Raw genomic sequence first — 19,953 nt, 5'->3', positions numbered from 1 at the left:
ACTAGGGCAGCGGTAGTCATATCTAGTGAACTTATCAGCTCCAGGTCTTTTGTAACACCTGTAATACCCGCCCACGATGACCGTACTTTTAAAATAACCATTCACTGTGCAAGGTGGCTCTTCAGCGTTGGGTGATTGTGTTGTGCAGGCACTGATAAACAGCGCCACGCCCAGGCCTAGAACCGCTTTGTACAACGGGTTAATCGTGGGTCTTACCTTGGAAAGATCCATAGCCATCTCCTGATTGGATTGTGCTCCATCATTAACCGGCTATTTGTTTATATCGTCTACTGTCAAAAGTAACAGGTGGCATCAACGCCAATCCCTTGTGCATAGACTTCCCTGAGGCAGCTTCCAGCAGGGCTCAGTGCAAAAAAGTATCAGTCCAAGTGCTCCCAAGGATTTGTCATCACGCCTGCGCAGCGCTGTAATCAACGCACACTCTTCCTGCCACCTTGGGAAGACACAACAACAATAACTGTCCTTCTGCAGCCCCCGGGCGCAGAAACGGAGTGCGCGATGAATTCCACTGCAAAAGCCCTGCTTGCCTGTACCTGCATGACCCTCAGCGCCGCCAGCCTGGGTGCGCAAACCCTGACCATTGCCACCGTCAACAACAGCGACATGATCCGCATGCAAAAGCTCTCGAAAACCTTCGAGGCCGAGCACCCGGACATCCAGTTGAACTGGGTGGTACTCGAAGAGAATGTGCTGCGCCAACGCCTGACCACTGACATTGCAACCCAGGGCGGGCAGTTCGATGTGCTGACTATCGGCATGTACGAAGCCGCACTCTGGGGTGCCAAGGGCTGGCTGGAACCGATGAAGGACCTGCCGGCGTCCTACGACCTGGACGATGTGTTCCCTTCGGTACGTGATGGCCTTTCGGTCAAGGGCTCGCTGTACGCCCTGCCGTTCTACGCCGAAAGCTCTATCACCTACTACCGCACCGACCTGTTCAAGGCGGCCGGGCTGAGCATGCCCGAGCATCCGACCTGGGTGCAGATTGGCGAGTTTGCGCAAAAGCTCACCGACAAGAACAAGGAGCAATACGGCCTGTGCCTGCGCGGCAAGGCCGGTTGGGGCGAGAACATGGCGCTGATCACCACCCTGGCCAATGGCTATGGCGCGCGCTGGTTCAATGAGCAGTGGCAACCCGAATTCAACGGCCCCGAGTGGAAGGACGCGCTGAACTTCTACGTCGATAATATGAAGAAGTCCGGCCCGCCCGGCGCGTCCAGCAACGGCTTCAACGAGAACCTGGCGCTGTTCAACAGCGGCAAGTGCGCGATCTGGGTGGATGCCAGCGTCGCCGGTTCGTTCGTTACCGACAAGACCCAGAGCAAGGTCGCCGATCACGTCGGCTTTACCTTTGCCCCGCAACAGGTCACCGACAAGGGCAGCTCGTGGCTGTACTCCTGGTCCCTGGCGATCCCGACCAGTTCCAAAGCCAAGGACGCAGCCAAGGTCTTCAGTGCCTGGGCAACCTCCAAGGAGTACGGCGCGCTGGTGGCCAAGACCGATGGCATTGCCAATGTCCCGCCAGGCACCCGCGCCTCGACTTACAGCGAGGAGTACATGCAGGCTGCGCCATTTGCCAAGGTGACGCTGGAGTCGCTGAAAGTCGCGGACCCGACCAAACCGACCCTCAAGCCGGTGCCCTATATCGGTATCCAGTTGGTGACCATCCCTGAGTTCCAGGCCATTGGCACCCAGGTGGGCAAGTTCTTCTCCGGCGCCCTGACCGGCCAGCAGACAGTGGACCAGGCCCTGGCTGCCGCGCAAACCACCACCGAGCGGGAAATGAAGCGGGCCGGCTACCCCAAATAGCCCAGGCTCACCACAGTCGATGTGGGAGCTGGCTTGCCTGCGATGGCGGCCTGTCAGTGGATAAATCAGTTAACTGATCGACCGCTATCGCAGGCAAGCCAGCGCCTACATTGACCGCATTCCAAGGCTAATTCTGTATGCCTCCAATGGGTTTTGATTGTCATGAATACGTCTAAAAGCCGCCTGCGCAACCCCGGCTGGTTCCTCGTCAGCCCCTCGGTGGCCCTGTTGCTGCTGTGGATGATCGTGCCCCTGGGCATGACCCTGTACTTTTCGCTGATCCGCTACAACCTGCTCTACCCCGGCGAAAACCAGTTCGTGGGCCTGGAGAACTTCACCTACTTCATCACCGATTCAGGCTTTTTGCCCGGTGCCAGCAACACCCTGTTGCTGGTGGGCAGCGTGCTGCTGATCAGCATGGTGCTGGGGGTGTTGATCAGTGCCTTGCTGGAGGCCAGCGAGTTTTTCGGCCGCGGGCTGGTGCGGGTATTGCTGATCTCGCCGTTCTTTATCATGCCCACGGTCGGTGCGCTGATCTGGAAGAACCTGATTTTCCACCCGGTGTCCGGCGTACTGGCGGCGGTATGGAAGCTGTTTGGCGCGCAGCCGGTGGATTGGCTGGCGCACTACCCGCTGCTGTCGATCATCATCATTGTGTCCTGGCAATGGCTGCCCTTCGCGATCCTGATCCTGATGACCGCCATGCAGTCCCTAGACCAGGAACAGAAAGAAGCCGCGCGCCTGGACGGTGCCGGGCCGCTTGCGATCTTCTGGCACCTGACCCTGCCGCACCTGGCCCGGCCCATTGCCGTGGTGGTGATGATCGAGACGATTTTCCTGCTCTCGGTATTCGCCGAGATCTTCACCACCACCAACGGCGGCCCCGGCTACGCCTCGACCAACCTCGCCTACCTGATCTACAACCAGGCGCTGGTGCAGTTCGACGTGGGCATGGCCTCGGCCGGCGGCTTGATTGCCGTGGTCATTGCCAATATCGCGGCGATCATCCTGGTGCGGATGCTCGGCAAAAACCTGACTGACAAACCTTGAGGGCCGCGCCATGACGCTTCAACAATCCCGCCGCCTGCAAAGCCTGCTGCTCGGCACCCTGGCCTGGGCCATCGCCATCGTGATTTTCTTCCCGATCTTCTGGATGGTGCTCACCAGTTTCAAGACCGAAATCGACGCGTTTGCCACGCCGCCGCAGTTCATCTTCACGCCCACCCTGGAGAACTACCTGCACATCAATGAGCGCAGCAATTACGCCAGCTTTGCCTGGAACTCGGTGGTGATTTCCTTCAGCGCCACCGCCCTGTGCCTGCTGATTGCGGTGCCGGCGGCCTACTCCATGGCGTTCTACGAAACCCAGCGCACCAAGGGCACGTTGCTGTGGATGCTGTCGACCAAGATGCTGCCCCCGGTGGGCGTGCTGATGCCCATTTACCTGCTGGCCAAGAGCATGGGCCTGCTGGATACGCGCATCGCGCTGATCATCATCTACACCCTGATCAACCTGCCGATTGTGGTGTGGATGGTGTACACCTACTTCAAGGACATCCCCAAGGACATCCTCGAAGCCGCACGCCTGGATGGCGCCACCTTGTTGCAGGAAATGCTGCGGGTGCTGCTGCCCATCGCCAAGGGCGGCCTGGCCTCCACGGTGTTGCTGTCGCTGATCCTGTGCTGGAACGAGGCGTTCTGGTCGCTGAACCTGACCTCGTCGAATGCCGCGCCGTTGACCGCGTTGATCGCCTCCTACTCCAGCCCCGAAGGTTTGTTCTGGGCCAAATTGTCCGCCGTCTCGACCCTGGCCTGCGCACCGATCCTGATCTTCGGCTGGATCAGCCAGAAGCAACTGGTGCGCGGCCTGTCCTTTGGCGCAGTGAAATAACGACCCCTTATAAAAAGGAGGCCCATCATGGCCAACCTGAAAATCAAGAATCTGCAAAAAGGCTTCGAGGGTTTCTCCATCATCAAGGGCATCGACCTGGAGGTGCACGACAAGGAGTTCGTGGTATTCGTCGGCCCCTCCGGCTGTGGCAAGTCCACCCTGCTGCGCCTGATTGCCGGCCTTGAGGAAGTCAGCGACGGCACCATCGAACTCGATGGCCGCGATATTACCGAAGTGACCCCGGCCAAGCGCGACCTGGCCATGGTGTTCCAGACCTACGCCCTGTACCCGCATATGAGCGTGCGCAAGAACATGTCGTTTGCCCTGGACTTGGCCGGCGTGGACAAAAAGATCGTCGACAGCAAAGTCAGCGAGGCGGCGCGCATCCTGGAGCTGGGCCCGTTGCTGGAGCGCAAGCCCAAGCAGTTGTCTGGCGGCCAGCGCCAGCGCGTGGCCATTGGCCGGGCGATTGTGCGTAACCCGAAAATCTTCCTGTTCGACGAGCCGCTGTCCAACCTCGACGCCGCCCTGCGCGTGCAAATGCGCCTGGAGCTGGCGCGCCTGCATAAAGAACTGCAGGCCACCATGATTTACGTGACCCATGACCAGGTCGAAGCCATGACCCTGGCCGACAAGGTGGTGGTGCTTAACAGCGGGCGCATCGAACAGGTCGGCTCGCCCCTGGAGCTGTACCACCAGCCGGCCAACCTGTTTGTCGCGGGCTTTTTGGGCACACCGAAAATGGGTTTTCTCAAGGGCCAGGTCACCCGGCTCGACGGCCAGGGCTGCGACGTGCAACTGGACGCCGGCACCCTGATCAGCCTGCCCTTGAGCAGCGCCAGCTTGCGCGTGGGCAGTGCGGTGACCCTGGGCATCCGCCCGGAGCACCTGGAACTGGCTGCGCCGGGCGATACCACCCTGACCGTCACCGCCGACGTGGGCGAGCGCCTGGGCAGTGACACCTTCTGCCATGTGCTCACCGCCAGTGGCGAGCCGCTGACCTTGCGAATCCGTGGCGATATGGCCAGCCAGTATGGCGAGACCCTGCAACTGCACCTGGACCCGGCGCACTGCCATCTATTTGACAGCGACGGTGTGGCGGTGGCTCGTCCACTGCGCGCTGCCGCCTGATTTCGAGAACTCTTGATGAAACTCAATAAGCAGAACCTCACGTTGCTGGCGCCCGAAGTGCGCCTGCCGGCCTACACCATTGCCGATACGCGCCAGGGCATCGCCCATATCGGCGTCGGTGGTTTCCACCGTGCGCACCAGGCGTATTACACCGACGCCTTGATGAACACTGGCGTCGGCCTGGACTGGAGCATCTGCGGCATTGGCCTGCGGGCCGAAGACCGCAAGGCGCGGGATGACCTGGCCGGCCAGGACTATCTGTTCACCTTGTATGAGCTGGGCGACACCGATGACACCGAAGTGCGGGTGATCGGCGCCATCAGCGACATGCTGCTGGCACAAGACGGCGCCCAGGCCCTGATCGACAAGCTGGCCAGCCCTGCCATCCGCATCGTCTCGCTGACCATCACCGAAGGCGGCTACTGCATCGACGACAGCAACGGCGAATTCATGGCCCACCTGCCGCAGATCCAGCATGACCTGGCCCACCCTGCGGCCCCCAGGACCGTGTTCGGCTTTATCTGCGCCGCCCTGGCCCAGCGCCGTGCGGCGGGCGTTGCGGCCTTTACCGTGATGTCCTGCGATAACCTGCCACACAATGGCGCCGTGACCCGCAAGGCGCTGCTGGCATTCGCGGCGTTGCGCGATGCCGACCTGCATGACTGGATCAAGGACAACGTGAGCTTCCCCAATGCGATGGTCGACCGCATCACACCGATGACCAGCACTACCCACCGCCTGCAACTGCATGATGAACACGGCATTGATGATGCCTGGCCAGTGGTGTGCGAGCCCTTTGTGCAATGGGTGCTGGAAGACAAATTCGTCAACGGCCGCCCGGCCTGGGAACAGGTGGGCGTGCAGTTCACCGATGACGTCACCCCCTATGAAGAAATGAAGATCGGCCTGCTCAACGGTAGCCACCTGGCCCTGACCTACCTGGGGTTTCTCAAGGGTTATCGGTTTGTCCACGAGACCATGAACGATCCGCTGTTTGTCGCGTATATGCGTGCCTATATGGACCTGGACGTGACCCCCCACCTGGCGCCGGTGCCGGGCATTGACCTGACGCAGTACAAGCAGACCCTGGTGGAGCGCTTCTCCAACCAGGCGATTGCCGATCAGTTGGAGCGCGTGTGTTCCGATGGTTCGTCGAAGTTTCCCAAGTTCACCGTACCGACCATCAACCGCTTGATTGCGGAGGGCCGTGACACCGAGCGCGCGGCCCTGGTGGTGGCGGCCTGGGCCTTGTACTTGCAGGGTGTGGATGAAAATGGCGTGCGCTACCGCATCCCCGACCCCCGCGCCGACTTCTGCCGGGCACTGGTGGCGGATGACGGGTTGATCAGCCAACGGTTGTTGACGGTGGAAGAGATTTTTGGCCCGGCGATTCCCAACTCACCGGAGTTTGTGGCCGCGTTCGAGCGGTGTTTTGCCAGTTTGCGCGATAACGGTGTAACAGAAACCCTAAAACAACTTACCTCCTGAAGAAACTCGATCAACCTGTGGGAGCTGGCTTGCCTGCGATGGCGGTGTATCAGTCACATCATGGTTGCCTGGACGGCCGCCATCGCAGGCAAGCCAGCTCCCACATTGATCGGGTTTTCACCCTACTGTCTGCTGAGTAACCACCATGACCCGGCAATCTTTGTTTCTTGGCATCGACTGCGGCACCCAAGGCACCAAAGCCATCGTCCTCGACGCCGCCAACGGCCAGGTGCTGGGCCTGGGCGCCGCCGCGCACAGCCTGATCAGCGGCGCCAATGGCCGGCGCGAGCAGGACACCACGCAATGGCTGGACGCCTTGACCGAAGCCACCCACCGCGCCTTGCAACAAGCCGGCGTGGACGGCCAGGATATCCTCGGCATTGGGGTTTCCGGCCAGCAGCATGGCCTGGTCCTGCTCGATGCCCAGGGCCAGGTGCTGCGCCCGGCCAAGCTGTGGTGCGACACCGAAACCAGCGCGGAAAATGCCCGGTTGCTGCAGCACCTGGGCGGTGAACGTGGCGCCCTGGAGCGCCTGGGCGTGGCCATTGCGCCGGGCTACACCGTGTCCAAGCTGCTGTGGACCCTGGAGCAACACCCGGATGTGTTTGCGCGCATCGCCCATGTCCTGTTGCCCCACGACTATCTCAATTACTGGCTCACCGGCCGCGCCTGCGCCGAATATGGCGACGCCTCGGGCAGCGGCTATTTCAATGTGCGCACCCGCCAATGGGACTTGCCATTGCTGCGGCATATCGACCCCAGCGGGCGCCTGGAAGCGGCGTTGCCAGCGCTGATCGAAGCCGATCAGGCGCTGGGCACTGTGCTGCCGGGGATCGCCGAACGCCTGGGGATCAACCCCGGGGCCATTGTGTCCAGTGGCGGTGGCGACAATATGATGGGGGCCATCGGCACCGGCAATATTGTGCCGGGGGTGATCACCATGAGCCTGGGCTCATCGGGCACCGTGTATGGGTTTGCCGACCAGCCGACGGTCAGCGCCCAGGCCGCGGTGGCGACATTCTGTTCCTCCAGCGGCGGTTGGCTGCCGTTGATCTGCACCATGAACCTGACCAATGCCACCGGGGTGATCCGCGAATTGTTCGAGCTGGACCTGGTGGCGTTCAACGCCCTGGTGGCCCAGGCACCGATTGGCGCCGAGGGCGTCAGCATGCTGCCGTTCCTCAACGGCGAACGCGTGCCCGCCCTGCCCCACGCCACCGGCAGCCTGCACGGCCTGACCATGACCAACCTGACCCGTGGCAACCTATGCCGCGCGGTGGTCGAAGGCACCACCTTTGGCTTGCGCCAGGGCCTGGACCTGCTGCGCCAGACCGGCCTGCAAAGCCACAGTATCCGCCTGATCGGCGGCGGCTCGAAAAGCCCGGTGTGGCGGCAGATGGTCGCCGATATCATGGACACCGAAGTGGTGTGTACCGAACAAAGTGAAGCGGCGGCCCTGGGCGCGGCGATCCAGGCTGCGTGGTGCCAGTCCGGCGAAAGCCTGCAAGCACTGTGCGCCCGCTGCGTCAGCGTCGACCCGGCCAGCCGTACCCAGCCCGTCGCCGCCAGTGTTGCGGCCTATCAACAGGCCTATGCACGCTATCAACAGTATGTGGCAACCCTTTAAGAGCGAATAATATGTATCTGGTGTGTGGCGAAGCGCTGTTTGATTTTTTCAGCCAGGAGGATGCCAGCGGGCAGGCCTCGAAAGTCAATTTCAAGGCGATTGCCGGCGGCTCGCCGTTCAACGTGGCCGTGGGATTGCGCCGCCTGGGGATTGAGGTGGGGCTGTTGGCCGGGTTGTCCAGCGACTACCTGGGCCAACGCCTGCGCCAGGTGCTCAGGGATGAAGGGGTGCGCGACGACTACCTGGTGGAGTTTGCCGCACCGACTACCCTGGCGATGGTCGCCCTGGGGGCCAATGGCTCGCCGCACTACAGTTTCCGGGGGGAAGGCTGTGCGGACCGGCAGTTGCAGCTCGGGCATCTGCCGGTCCTCGATGCGCAGGTGCGCGGCCTGCATTTCGGCTCGTTTTCCCTGGTGGTGCAGCCGGTGGCCGACAGCCTGTTGGCCTTGCTGCGCCGAGAAAGCGGCCAGCGCCTGATCAGCCTCGATCCGAATGTGCGCCTGAACCCCGAGCCGGATATCGAGGTCTGGCGCCAGCGCGTGGCCGAGCTGGTGCAGCATGCCGACCTGATCAAGGTCAGCGATGAAGACCTGCACCTGCTCTACCCTGGCCAGGCGCCGGAAAGCGTGCTGCACGGCTGGCTGCAGCATCGTTGCCAGCTGATTTTCCTGACCCGTGGCGGTCAAGGGGCGACGGTGTTCAGCCGCCAGCATGGCAGTTGGTCGGCCCCGGCGGTGCCAGTGGTGATGGCCGATACGGTCGGCGCCGGCGATACCTTCCAGGCGGCCTTGATTGCCTGGCTGACCGAGCAACAGCTGGATTCGGTAGACGGCGTGCAGGGCCTGGCCCGGGAGCAGATCGACGCGATGCTTAGGTTTGCCATTCGCGCCGCCGCGCTGACCTGTGGCAAGACCGGGCCCGACCTGCCTTATCGCCAGCAATTGCACGGCTAACCATACTCAGGGCTTTTCCCGTATCGCCCGGGCCACCAACGCGCCGACCACGCCGCCGGCCAGGGGCGCCAACCAGAACAGCCAGAGCTGCATCAGGTAATCAGTACCGGCAAACAGCGCCGGCCCGGTACTGCGGGCCGGGTTGACCGAGGTATTGGTGACCGGGATCGACACCAGGTGGATCAGGGTCAGGGTCAGGCCGATGGCAATCGGCGCAAAGCCTGATGCGTTACCCGGCGCCGTTACCCGCATGACAATAAACACTAGGAAGAACGTGCCCACCGTTTCCACGACCACGGCGGCCAGCAGGCTGTACTGCCCCGGACTCAACGCGCCATAGCCATTGGCGGCGAACTCGCCGATCTCAAACCCTGGCCGGCCACTGGCGACCAGTGCGAGGATCGCCGCCGCAACCGTCGCGCCGGCGACCTGGGCGATGATATAGGGCAGCACCTCCAGCCCTGCAAACCGCCCTCCGACCCACAACCCCACCGTCACTGCCGGGTTAAAATGCGCGCCACTGATACTGCCCACCGCATAGGACATGGTCAGCACACTCAGGCCAAACGCCAGGGCCACCCCCGCAAAACCAATCCCCAACCCTGGAAACGCGGCCGACAGGATCGCACTGCCGCAACCGCCGAAGGTCAACCAGAAGGTACCGAGAAACTCTGCTGCGATTTTTTGTTGCACTGAAACCCTCACTTCCTTCAAGGGGCAAGCGCTGACGTTAGCAACAGCAGGGCCAAATCCGTATCAGAGTTTTCTGGTTAATGCGCAGCATCAATGGCTGGCATTCGGGCTTGTGGCGGTTATATAAGTCCTGGACAGAGAGTGCCAATGTGGCTACGCCTATTTTGAAGTTGGTACAACTGTCAATTTTGACAGTTGTACGAAGGTCCAGCGCAGCCTTTAATGTTTTCAGCATAGAGGCAGCTGTTTGGCGCAAACAAAGGACAAGTAATACTGCAGAAATAGAGTTGAGCTGGGAGCGGGACTCTCGAACCGCTCACGCTTATCAAGCCTGCCGTCAATTACTTATCAGTGATTTCCAGGAAGGAATAACATGAACTCTTTTATAAAAAACAACGCAATAATCGCCACGCTACTGATGGGGCTCGGCGGTGCACATACTACAATGGCCGCTTATGTCGCGATCACCCCACCTGGCGGAAAACAGTGCAGTGTTTCAGGCATCAATAATGGCGGTGTTGTGGTTGGAAACTGCAGTACCGGCAGTATAACAATCCCCAATTCCCCCTGGGTCGCCCTTACCCCGGCAACGCCTGTCTTGTTACCGCGCCTGGCGCCTTCACAACCTTGCTCAGTGGGGGCCATCAGCAATGCCGGGTGGATTGTCGGTAAATGCGGTGCCCCGGATGGGGCCGACTATGCCGTTGTGTGGGACGCCAACGATCTGCCGTCCGGCATTCTTAAACTGTTCCCGCGCCCAGGGCTGATTGGCCTGTTTCCCGATGTCAGCACCGTTCCCTCTGCAATCAATCAGCGCGGCGGTGTGCTGGGCTCCAGCATCAACCGGTCCGGGGTTTCCACGGTTGTCCTGTGGGGCGCGGGGCAAAGCAATGCTCGAGATGTATCGAGCCCCGGTGACAATTGCAGAGGGGTCGATCTCACTTATACATTGGTCAACTCCCGCCCCGTAGTCGCCACCAGCTGCCCTGATGCCAACGGCACCATGATCGGTAAAATTGCCCAGCACAATGGCCTGTTATATGTCTCCACCCCATTACCCAAACCTGCCGGGGCACTGACCTGTATCGCCACGAGCATCAATGATGCGTTGCAGGTGGTGGGGGGGTGCAAGTACTCAACCGCACCGTTCTCCCGTGCGGCATTCTGGGCAACGCCAACCTCGACGCCAACACTCGTACCAACCTTGAGTGGCAATAGCGTGAGTATTGCCAGCCAGTTGAATAACGCTGCACAAGCCGTGGTGGATTACACCGACACCGATGGGAACGGCAGCACCGCCGTATGGAATATTACGGCAGGCACCGTCAACCTGGTTCCGGCCTTTACAGTGGGGGTTGGCAGTTCAGGTGTAGCACTGGCGGATAACGGAACTTTATTAGTCCAGGGCGCCAACTCTGGCACGTTTACAGAAAGCGCCACTTGGGATATTTCAAACGGGTTGCAGAGTTTTGGATTCTATAGCGGCGGCAAGAGCGCGATGATTGGGGTGATTTCCCAGGACGGTACTAAGATCGCCGGAACTGTAGAAGACAGCGCACAAACCTATACGGCAGTTATGACTCAATAAATAATACTCCAACTTAACTAAATACTCACTACAAAACTTACGGAGTCATTATGTTAGTACCAATATTAAATTTGAATTTTTTTACAACCAAAAAAAGCGTATTTCTCAAAACCATAACATTGATGGTTATCTTAGGACTTGAAATGAGCAGCAATACGGTCATGGCAAAAGTTTTTGATGGACACCCCTATGGCGGCCTGACAAAAAACGAGCAAGTTAATTTGTATTACAGCGCCGCTAACGGCTATGTCGGCCCCGATATAGAAAGGAATTGGGATTTAATCAACGCGAGAGACAAGGCAGACGAAGAGCGCCTTAATAAGATGCTCAAGATGTTTAATAAGAACTTTCTCATGCATCACTATAACAATAAATTTACTTATAGTTATTGATAAGTACTTCAGATGCTACACCAGCCTGGAATCATGCAAACAAACACTTCCGGGCCTGGCGTTTACCCAGGCCCGGCAATCCGCAATACCCCAGTTGCCCCGATCAGTAAAGCCTCGCCCCCGCCCGACGTGGCGCCGGAGCATGGGCATGCTTGAGGTCTTCACGCAACTCGGTGATCAGGTTGCAGATGGCTCGACTGCTGTCGAGCTTATCGGCCTGGATACCGGTGACGGTGATGCCCGTACCCTCAGCATCGTCGTAGACTTTGATCGTCAGCGTCGCATCCTGGGCCTTGATGCATTCACAACGTCGAGGCAGGAAACCTCCTTCAATAATGCTGCGCAACTCCAGTTCCGAAAGCATGGCTAAACCTCTCCTTTGTTGAGACCGCCAATGAATTATTATCGCTATCGATAGTCTGACCGTCGCGTCGACGGTTGACTTCACGCCTTGCCAACCCTGGCAGGTACGTTCAACTGCTGAGCCTACTCCTTGTGTCCAACGGCGTAGGATCCTTTCCTCATAAGCAACCGCCACTCTTATATAAGTTGCTGCCGGTTTGCACTGCCGAGCGTTGGCGTGCATCGTTGGCAACCACTGTTCAACTGACCTCAAGATAAGGACGTCCCATGACGGCTTCTCCCTTCACTCTCCTTTCGGTACTGGCAATGAGCATGCTGGCCGCACAGGCCAACGCTGCCAAACTTGAAGATATCGCGCCCTACCCCAAGGCCGATGCCGGGCACGTGCGCCAGGTTATCCACTTGCCTGCACAGCCCCGGGAACAGGACCTTCAGGTCGAGATCCTGGCCGGCAAAACCCTGTCTGTGGACTGTAACCAGCAACGCCTGGGCGGGGTGCTGGAAGAAAAGAATCTCGAAGGGTGGGGCTACCCGTTTTACCGGATGGAGAACGTCATTGGTCCCATGAGCACCCTGATGGCCTGCCCCGACGGCAAGACCCGCAAGGCGTTTGTACCGGTGGTCGGTGACGGTTTTTTGCTGCGCTACAACAGTAAATTGCCCATCGTGATATATGTTCCAAAAGATGTCGAAGTGCGTTACCGCATCTGGTCGGCCTCGCCCACCGTCGAGAAGGCCAGCGTGCAGTAGCGCCATAGATCAAATGGGGAAGCTGTGCTGTTGTGCCGCCACCCGCTCGGCCACATGGCGCAAACTATCGAAATTGATATTGGCCCCGGAGTTGATCGCCACCAGCGTCTGCCCCAGGGCCCCGCTGCGTTTCACATAGCGGCGGATACCAGCCACCGCCAGGGCGCCGGAGGGCTCAGTGATGGCGCGGGTGTCGTCGTAGATCAGCTTGATCGCGCTGCACAGTTCATCGTTGCTGACGGTGATGACTTCATCGACATGGTGACGGCAGATTTCAAAGCCATAGGCGCCGATCTGCGCCACGGCGGTGCCATCGGCGAAGTTGTCCACACTGGGCAAGATCACCCGCTCGCCTGCACCCAGGGCCGCCAGCAGGCAACTGGAACCTTCAGGCTCCACGCCAATCACCCGTACTGCTGGCCGCAGGTATTTGATATAGGCGGCGATCCCGGCGATCAGCCCGCCGCCACCGACCGGGACAAAGATCGCGTCCAGCGCGCCTTGTTGCTGGCGCAGGATTTCCATGGCGACGGTGCCCTGCCCGGCGATCACATCGGGATCATCGAAAGGCGAGACAAAGGTGGCCCCCGACTGCTCGGCCAACTGCAACGCATGGGCCAGGGCAAATGGGAAACTCGCGCCCTGCAACACCGCCTCGGCACCTCGCGAGCGCACACCCAGCACTTTCAATTCGGGCGTGGTGCTGGGCATCACGATCGTCGCCCTGATCCCCAACTCACGTGCCGCCAGGGCCACGCCCTGGGCATGGTTGCCCGCCGAAGCTGTAATCACCCCGCAGGCCTTTTGCGCTGCGGTCAGTTGCACCAGCTTGTTGTAGGCGCCACGGATCTTGAAGGAGAACGTCGGCTGCAAATCTTCGCGCTTGAGCAGGACCTGATTGCCGAGCAGCGCCGACAGCGCCGGGGCCGCCTGCAAGGGCGTGCGTATCGCCAGGTCGTAGACCGGCGCGGCGAGGATTTTTTTTACGTATTGCTCAAGCAGCAAGGGGCTACTCATGGGGGACTCCTGGCGTTTGACAAAGCCCAGGAGACGGAAAAACAAAACCCGCCTCTAGGGCGGGTTTGGGTACAGCCGAACGCTATCCCGCCAAATGAGGAATGGCGGTAATAATAATGCTTGGCTGGGAACGATAGGTTTGCAAGGTCATGCCGCAAAACTAACCGGCGCTCTGTGGCAAGTCAACTCTGGGGGTTTACGAGCGATATACGAAACGTATACGCTTTGTATATCAACCCTACACAGTGAAGCTCATGGGCATCGTCAAGATCACCGATCAACTGCATGAACAAATCCGTCTGGCCAGCGCTGCCATGGACCGTTCGATCAACGCCCAGGCGGAGTTCTGGATCAAGATCGGCCTGTTGGCCGAACTCAATCCGCACCTGGCCTACAACGACCTGATCAACAAGCTGTTGCTCGACAAACCCGACCTGATCCGGGGGCGCAGCCGATGATCAAGACCCCTGCACAGATCGCCGTGATGCGCGAAGCCGGCCGCCTGCTGGGCCAGGTCTTCAGCATGCTCGACAACCGGGTCCGCGCTGGCCTGACCACCCTGGAGCTGGATGCGGCAATCGAGGCGTTTATCCGCCAGGACCTGCAAGCGCGCCCCGCCAGCCTTGGGCAGTATGACTACCCCTTCAGCAGCAACACCTCCCTCAACGAAGTGGTGTGCCACGGCATGCCAAGTGCCCGGGACGTGTTGAAGGACGGCGATATCCTCAATATCGACATCACCCTGGAAAAAGGCGGGTTTATTGCCGACGCCAGCAAGATGTACATGATCGGCGCCGTCGCGCCCAAGGCCCGGCGTCTGGTAGAGCAGACCTTCGAGGCGATGTGGGCCGGTATCCGCCAGGTCAAGCCCGGCGCACGCCTGGGGGATATCGGCCATGCGATCCAAAGCCACGCCCAGGCCAATGGCTACAGCGTGGTGCGCGAGTATTGCGGCCACGGGATTGGCCGGCAAATGCACGAAGAACCGCAAATCCTGCACTTCGGTCGCCCGGGCACCGGCTTGACCCTGCGCGAAGGCATGGTGTTCACCATCGAGCCAATGCTCAACCAGGGCAGCGCCAAGGTGCGCAGCCTCAAGGACGGCTGGACCGTGGTGACCCGCGACAACAGCCTGTCAGCCCAGTGGGAACATACGGTGGCCGTGACCGCTGAGGGGTTTGAAGTGCTGACGCTACAGGCGGGAGCCTAGGTTACCCCGCTTTCCCGCCGCCCCTGGCAACCCGCCTGAGCCCCAACACCATCCCTGCGGCGCCCAACGCCATCGCCAGCAGAAACAGCGGGTACGCCACCCACCACGGTGTACCCGCCGTCATCATGCTGAACTCGGACATGCCGCCAATGCTGGCGATCAGGTTCAGCGGCAGGAACACCACGTTGATCAGCGTCAGCTTGCGCAACAGGTTGTTCATGCTGTTGTTCATCAGGTTGCCCCGGGCGTCGATCAGCCCCGAGAACACGTTGGAATAGATCTCCGCCTGCTTGTAGCACTGGTGGTTCTCGATGATCAGGTCATCGATCAAGCCCAGGGTCTCTGGGCTGAAATGCTCCTTCTCGGCGTGGTTGCGCAAGCGCGTCAAGACCGCGCCGTTGCTGTGCAGCGCGTTGATGTAATAGATCAGGCTCTCGCTGAGGCTGAACATTTGCATCAGGTGGCGGTTGCTCATGGAGGCGTTGAATTGCTGCTGCAACTCCCGGGCGACCAGCTTGATCACCTTGAGGTGGCCCAGGTAGTGGTGAAGGTTGTTCAGCAGCAGGTCCAGCAACACGTCCAGCGGTGTATGCAACGGCCGCCGCTCGCCCAGGCCGGACAGTTGGCTGTCGTCGGTGGCAATCACCAACAGGCGGTCCGGGGAAAACAGCAAGCCACAGGACGACACTTCAAACACCAGGTTGCTGCCCCCGGAGTAGTTTTGCGGGCGCTTCCAGATCAAAAACAGGTTGTCTGGATGGAACTCGATACGCGACACCTCGTCCGGGTCCAGGGCCGACGCCAGCGCGTGCTCATCGACCTTGTAGCGCTCGCGCAGTAATTCACGCTCATGGCTGTCGGGGTTGTTGAACAGCAGGATCTCGGCATTTTCGCGCTCGCTGCGGCGCAGCGCGCCTTCGCGCAGTTCAAAGCCGATCACCAGCCTTGGCCCTGGCGCTTGAGCTCCAGGCGGCGCACGAACTCTTCCAGCACCAGGGAATACAGGTCGTCCTGCAAGTAGGCATCTTCGATCCCGGCATCCATGTTCGGGTTGTCGTTGACCTCGATCACCACCACCTTGTCGCCGGACTGCTTCAAGTCCACACCGTACAAGCCATCGCCGATCAGGTTGGCGGTCTTGACCGCCAGCTCCACCACGGCCTTGGGCGCCTCGTGCACCGCCAGGGTCCGGCACTCGCCGTTGATATCCTGGCCGATAGCCTTATGGTTGTAGATCTGCCAATGGCCCTTGGACATGAAATATTGGCAGGCAAAGATCGGCTTGCGGTTGAGTACGCCAATGCGCCAGTCGTACTCGGTATAGAAAAACTCCTGGGCCAGTAGCAACACCGAGTGCTCGAACAGCTCGGCCGTGGCGGTCAGCAGCGCCTCCTGGCTTTCTACCTTGATCACCCCCCGGGAGAAACAGCCGTCGGGGATTTTCAGCACCAGGGGGAAGCCCAATCGCTCCCCCACCCGCTCGAAATCTTGCGGTCGTTCCTTGTACAGAATCTCGGTGGCGGGCATGCCCAACTGATGACTGTTGAGCAGGTCCGTAAGGTAGACCTTATTGGTACAGCGCAGGATCGACGCCGGGTCGTCCATCACCACCAGCCCTTCACTCTCGGCTTTCTTGGCGAAACGATAGGTGTGGTTGTCGACACTGGTGGTTTCGCGGATCAACAACGCGTCGTATTCGGCCAGCCGTGCGTAGTCCTTGCGCTCGATCAGCTCGACATCGATGCCCAAGCCCTTGCCCACCCGCACGAAATTATCCAGGGCCTTGGCATTGGACGGCGGCAACTGCTCCTGGGGATCATGCAGGATGGCCAGGTCATAACGGGCCAGGCGCTTGGAGCGCGGTTGGCGCCAGATCCGGCGGCTGAAGTTGTCCAGGGCATGGGCGAATTGATCTTCCTGATCATCACGCAACTTATGTAAGACCCCGGACTTGATGCCTTCGATATGCCAGCCGTTATGCTTGCGGAACTCAACTAACAGGATGGGGGATGGGAAGGCTTCAAATAACTGCCGGGCTAAATCTTGCAGCGGTTCAATATTGGTCCGGCCAAAATAAAGTGTCAGGGTAAACCCTTCGGTATTGCTGTAAAGATGATGACTCAATGCTTTATCGAGGGTTTTATCCAGGTCATCCAGGGCCAGGCCGTACAGGGATTTTTTCGTCAATTCGCTGATGGTACGCACCGACGGAATCACCTTGTGCCCCCGCGCTTCGGCCAGCAGCGAGCAGTAGTAGCCATGCCCCAGGTACTTATAGCTGCGGCACAGGTTGATCACCTGCACCCGTTTGCCTGCCTCGTTCTCCCGGGAGTGTTCGAGGTATTCCTGGGCGGTGACTATATCTTCGCTGGGGAAGTACGAGGCCCAGTCTTCCTTGCGCTCAACAATAATCACGACTTGGCTTGGACTCTTGGGCTGTGTGGAAAAATATCCGCTGGAAGTGATTGTCGCCGCGACGCTTTGCTCGGATACTTCTCGCCAATGACTTTGTACCGCTGACATATTGATTGATCCGCTAGAGAACTTGACCTTTTCTATTAAGCACGATCTTTCACGGAAGTCTCGTTTAGTTACGCAACTTTTACGGCGGTTATATGACTCTTTGTTTTCGCATTGCAACCCTTGATGACGTGCCGGCGCTGGTGGCACTGGAACAGCACTGTTTCACCACCGAGCGTCTGTCCACCCGCAGTTTCCAGTGGATGATCAGCCGTGCCCATGGGCAGTTGCTGGTGGCCGAAGACACCGGCCACTTGCTCGGTTATGCCCTGGTATTGTTCCATCGCGGCACCTCGCTGGCGCGCCTGTACTCCATCGCCATTGCCACGCCTGCCCGGGGCATGGGCCTGGGCAAGCAACTGCTGGCGCGCATCGAAGCCTGTGCCGTGGAACACGACTGTGCCTACCTGCGCCTTGAGGTGCGCACCGACAACCCTGGCGCCATCGCCCTGTATGAGCGCAGTGGCTACCGGCGCTTTGCCCTGATCAACGACTATTACGCCGACCATACCGACGCCCTGCGCCTGGAGAAACGCATCCTCCAGCACGCTGACGCCCGGGCCTTGAGCGTGCCCTACTACCCGCAGACCACCGATTTCACCTGCGGCGCCGCGTGCCTGCTGATGGCCATGGGCGCCCTGGTGCCGGGGCGTGAGGCCCTGCGCCGCGAAGAACTGCAGATCTGGCGCGAAGCAACCACCGTGTTCATGACCGCCGGCCACGGCGGCTGCAGCCCCCAGGGGTTGGCCCTGGCCGCCTGGCGTCGGGGGTTTCGCGTGCGCATGCAGGTCAACGTGCGCGGGCCGCTGTTTCTCGATGGGGTGCGTAACCTGCATAAAAAAGAGGTCATGCGCCTGGTGCATGAGGGGTTCGAGCAAGAGTTGGCCAACAGCGAGGTGCAGCAGGTGTTCGGCGGTGCGTTGGACCTGGCGCAGGTCCTGGGCGAAGGCGGTCAGCCGCTGGTGCTGATCAGCAGCTACCGGCTGACGCGCTCCAAGTCACCGCACTGGGTGATCGTGACCGACTGCGATCAGGAGTTTGTCTACCTGCATGATCCCGATGTGGACCATAGCCAGCATCGCCAGCCCATGGACTGCCAGCATTTGCCGGTCAGCCACGGGGAATTCGCGCGGATGTGCCGCTTTGGCAATAACCAACTGCGTGCGGCGGTGGTGCTATACGGGTAACGCCGTCGCCCTGGCGCTGCCGGTCGCGGCGGCCTTGGCCTCCAGTTCGCGCACCAGGGGCAGCACGCGCTGGCCAAAATACGCCACCTCTTCCTGAAAGTGCAGGAAGCCCGCCAGCACCAGGTCCACCCCCACCGCCTTGAGTGCGACGATGCGCTCGGCAATCTGCCGGGGTGTGCCGATCAGGTTGGTCTTGAAGCCGTCGTTGTACTGCACCAGGTCAGCGAAGCTGGACTTGGCCCAGTTGCCCTCGCCTTCCGGCGAGGCCTGGCCCGCCTGCCTGGCGGCATCGCCAAAGGCATTGACCGCTTGCGGGTCGGCCTTGTCGATGATCTCGGCCAACACCGCCTGGGCCTCTTCCTCAGTGTCGCGGGCGATCACAAACGCGTTGACCCCGATCTTGACCGAATGGTTATTGGCTGCGGCCTTGGCGCGGATATCATCGACCTGGGCCTTGATCCCTTCTGGCGTGTTGCCATTGGTGAAATACCAATCCGACACCCGCGCCGCCATATCCCGTGCCGCCCGGGAGCTGCCACCCTGGAAAATCTCCGGGTGCGGTTGCCCCAGGGGCTTGGGCTTGAGGGTGTAATTGTTGAAGCGGTAGAAATCGCCCTTGAAGGTGAAGTCATCCTGGGTCCAGATGCCCTTCAAGGCGCGGATGAATTCCTCGGAGCGCCGGTAGCGCTCGTCGTGCTCCAACCAATGTTCGCCGATGGCCTGGAACTCGCCCTTGAACCAGCCACTGACGATATTCACCGCGACCCGGCCATGGGTCAGTTGATCGATGGTCGCCAGTTGCTTGGCCGCCAACGCCGGCTGCCAGGGGCCCGGCAGGATCGCGGCGATCACCTTGAGCGTGCGGGTAGCGGCCAGCAATGCATGGCTGAAGGCCACGGATTCATGCTGGTATTCGGCGCCGTAGCCGGCGGTGAAGCGGATTTGCGTCAAGGCGTACTCAAACCCCGCCGCCTCGGCCAGTTGGGCCAGTTTGCGGTTGTAGTCGATGCCCCAGTCGGTGCGTTGCTCGACCTTGCTGACCACCAGGCCACCACTGACATTGGGCACCCAATAGGCAAATTTCACGGCTTGCTGAGTCATGGCTCGGTACCTCGCACACAGGGGATGTGCAGGGTGTGGAGCAGTAAGCATGCCAGCGCGGGCAAAGCCCCGTGGCTGGGGCGTTCGACCGCTCCGGGCCCGGGCGCGGCAATGTTGCCCTGGCGGGTGGTTTGTTGGATCACTGTTGCTGGCACAACACCTGGCTCCTCTTGGTGAGGGTGTGTTGCAACAGTCGCCCTGGCAAGCGGTTA

General features: G+C 60.2%; 19 protein-coding genes. 13 read left to right on the top strand and 6 right to left on the bottom strand.

Features of this window, described 5'->3' with window-relative positions; genetic code table 11:
- Positions 1–519 precede the first annotated feature (519 nt).
- From AC07W7_RS02310 to AC07W7_RS02280, 7 genes are all read left to right on the top strand, one after another.
- Entirely contained in the window at positions 520–1,830 is a 1,311-nt protein-coding gene (locus AC07W7_RS02310) for an ABC transporter substrate-binding protein (RefSeq protein ID WP_099169805.1), read from the top strand.
- A gap of 162 nt (positions 1,831–1,992) precedes the next feature.
- Positions 1,993–2,880, top strand: coding sequence for a carbohydrate ABC transporter permease (locus AC07W7_RS02305; RefSeq protein WP_495038557.1), 888 nt, complete (start codon positions 1,993–1,995; stop codon positions 2,878–2,880).
- A 10-nt stretch (positions 2,881–2,890) separates the two neighbouring features.
- The gene (locus AC07W7_RS02300; RefSeq protein WP_495038556.1) at positions 2,891–3,721 is read left to right on the top strand and encodes a carbohydrate ABC transporter permease; all 831 of its coding nucleotides are present in this window, start codon (positions 2,891–2,893) and stop codon (positions 3,719–3,721) included.
- Positions 3,722–3,748: 27 nt separating this feature from the next.
- A complete protein-coding gene (locus AC07W7_RS02295; protein WP_495038555.1) occupies positions 3,749–4,852 on the top strand; it encodes an ABC transporter ATP-binding protein in 1,104 nt (367 codons plus the stop codon).
- Between the two features lie 15 nt (positions 4,853–4,867).
- Entirely contained in the window at positions 4,868–6,340 is a 1,473-nt protein-coding gene (locus AC07W7_RS02290) for a mannitol dehydrogenase family protein (RefSeq protein ID WP_197881088.1), read from the top strand.
- 145 nt (positions 6,341–6,485) lie between these two features.
- Positions 6,486–7,967 carry a xylulokinase gene (gene xylB, locus AC07W7_RS02285; RefSeq protein WP_495038554.1) on the top strand — a complete coding sequence of 494 codons (1,482 nt, stop codon included), beginning with the start codon at positions 6,486–6,488 and terminating at the stop codon, positions 7,965–7,967.
- Positions 7,968–7,978: 11 nt separating this feature from the next.
- Positions 7,979–8,920, top strand: a complete 942-nt coding sequence (locus tag AC07W7_RS02280; protein WP_495038553.1) for a carbohydrate kinase family protein — start codon at positions 7,979–7,981, stop codon at positions 8,918–8,920.
- Between the two features lie 6 nt (positions 8,921–8,926).
- On the opposite strand, the gene aqpZ is transcribed toward AC07W7_RS02280, so the two are convergent.
- Positions 8,927–9,613 carry an aquaporin Z gene (aqpZ, locus tag AC07W7_RS02275; RefSeq protein ID WP_495038552.1) on the bottom strand — a complete coding sequence of 229 codons (687 nt, stop codon included), beginning with the start codon at positions 9,611–9,613 and terminating at the stop codon, positions 8,927–8,929.
- Between the two features lie 373 nt (positions 9,614–9,986).
- Between aqpZ and AC07W7_RS02270 the strand changes: the two genes are divergently transcribed.
- Positions 9,987–11,201 (top strand): hypothetical protein, encoded by a 1,215-nt coding sequence (locus AC07W7_RS02270; RefSeq protein WP_495038551.1) that lies wholly within the window; start codon positions 9,987–9,989, stop codon positions 11,199–11,201.
- 143 nt (positions 11,202–11,344) lie between these two features.
- Positions 11,345–11,593 (top strand): hypothetical protein, encoded by a 249-nt coding sequence (locus tag AC07W7_RS02265; RefSeq protein WP_130898181.1) that lies wholly within the window; start codon positions 11,345–11,347, stop codon positions 11,591–11,593.
- 103 nt (positions 11,594–11,696) lie between these two features.
- On the opposite strand, the gene AC07W7_RS02260 is transcribed toward AC07W7_RS02265, so the two are convergent.
- Entirely contained in the window at positions 11,697–11,957 is a 261-nt protein-coding gene (locus tag AC07W7_RS02260) for a DUF1652 domain-containing protein (protein WP_076961020.1), read from the bottom strand.
- A gap of 266 nt (positions 11,958–12,223) precedes the next feature.
- Between AC07W7_RS02260 and eco the strand changes: the two genes are divergently transcribed.
- A complete protein-coding gene (gene eco / locus AC07W7_RS02255; protein ID WP_099169798.1) occupies positions 12,224–12,706 on the top strand; it encodes a serine protease inhibitor ecotin in 483 nt (160 codons plus the stop codon).
- A 9-nt stretch (positions 12,707–12,715) separates the two neighbouring features.
- Here eco and ilvA read toward each other — a convergent pair whose 3' ends face one another.
- A complete protein-coding gene (ilvA, locus tag AC07W7_RS02250; protein ID WP_169864025.1) occupies positions 12,716–13,723 on the bottom strand; it encodes a threonine ammonia-lyase, biosynthetic in 1,008 nt (335 codons plus the stop codon).
- A 254-nt stretch (positions 13,724–13,977) separates the two neighbouring features.
- Between ilvA and AC07W7_RS02245 the strand changes: the two genes are divergently transcribed.
- Positions 13,978–14,181 carry a ParD-like family protein gene (locus AC07W7_RS02245; protein ID WP_076961023.1) on the top strand — a complete coding sequence of 68 codons (204 nt, stop codon included), beginning with the start codon at positions 13,978–13,980 and terminating at the stop codon, positions 14,179–14,181.
- On the top strand, positions 14,178–14,933 hold the full coding sequence (map, locus tag AC07W7_RS02240) for a type I methionyl aminopeptidase (protein ID WP_169864027.1): 756 nt from the start codon (positions 14,178–14,180) through the stop codon (positions 14,931–14,933). The genes AC07W7_RS02245 and map overlap by 4 nt, the downstream gene beginning before the upstream one ends.
- Position 14,934: 1 nt before the next feature.
- Here map and AC07W7_RS02235 read toward each other — a convergent pair whose 3' ends face one another.
- Together AC07W7_RS02235 and AC07W7_RS02230 are read right to left on the bottom strand one after the other, a co-directional pair.
- The gene (locus AC07W7_RS02235) at positions 14,935–15,876 is read right to left on the bottom strand and encodes a magnesium transporter CorA family protein (RefSeq protein WP_495038619.1); all 942 of its coding nucleotides are present in this window, start codon (positions 15,874–15,876) and stop codon (positions 14,935–14,937) included.
- Positions 15,870–17,456, bottom strand: a complete 1,587-nt coding sequence (locus AC07W7_RS02230; protein ID WP_076961025.1) for a RimK family ATP-grasp domain-containing protein — start codon at positions 17,454–17,456, stop codon at positions 15,870–15,872. The genes AC07W7_RS02235 and AC07W7_RS02230 overlap by 7 nt, the downstream gene beginning before the upstream one ends.
- 92 nt (positions 17,457–17,548) lie before the next feature.
- Here AC07W7_RS02230 and AC07W7_RS02225 point away from each other — a divergent pair, with 92 nt between their 5' ends.
- Positions 17,549–18,640 (top strand): peptidase C39 family protein, encoded by a 1,092-nt coding sequence (locus AC07W7_RS02225; protein ID WP_495038550.1) that lies wholly within the window; start codon positions 17,549–17,551, stop codon positions 18,638–18,640.
- On the opposite strand, the gene sfnG is transcribed toward AC07W7_RS02225, so the two are convergent.
- A complete protein-coding gene (gene sfnG / locus AC07W7_RS02220) occupies positions 18,629–19,741 on the bottom strand; it encodes a dimethylsulfone monooxygenase SfnG (RefSeq protein ID WP_495038549.1) in 1,113 nt (370 codons plus the stop codon). The genes AC07W7_RS02225 and sfnG overlap by 12 nt on opposite strands.
- Positions 19,742–19,953 lie beyond the last annotated feature (212 nt).

Source organism: Pseudomonas sp. GW821-FHT01D09 (genome assembly GCF_059422465.1).
Note: the sequence above shows the minus strand (reverse complement) of the source record. Positions and strands in the feature narration are given on the sequence as shown.